Annotated in this window: 1 protein-coding gene; it reads right to left on the bottom strand. The window is 47.6% G+C overall.

All coding sequences use genetic code 11. The features are described from left to right. A partial coding sequence (locus Q4528_RS16665) for an FAD-binding protein (protein WP_303522923.1) occupies positions 1 to 229 on the bottom strand: 229 nt, incomplete at both ends.

Here is a 229-nt window from a genome sequence, read left to right as displayed (position 1 = left end):
GCGCCATGTAAACCGGTATAAGCCACTTCGCCAATCGCGTATAAGTTGGCTAAATCGGTTTCGCCTTGCAGGTTGGTGACCACACCACCACATGTATAGTGGGCTGCGGGCACTACCGGGATTGATTGTTTGCGAATATCAATGCCTAGCTCTAAGCAGCGCTTGAGAATAGTAGGGAAGTGAAGCTCAATAAATTCATCGTCACGATGGCTAATATCAAGGTATACAC

This window comes from Staphylococcus pasteuri (assembly GCF_030547725.1).
Classification (GTDB): Bacteria; Bacillota; Bacilli; order Staphylococcales; family Staphylococcaceae; genus Staphylococcus; species Staphylococcus pasteuri.
Note: the sequence above shows the minus strand (reverse complement) of the source record. Positions and strands in the feature narration are given on the sequence as shown.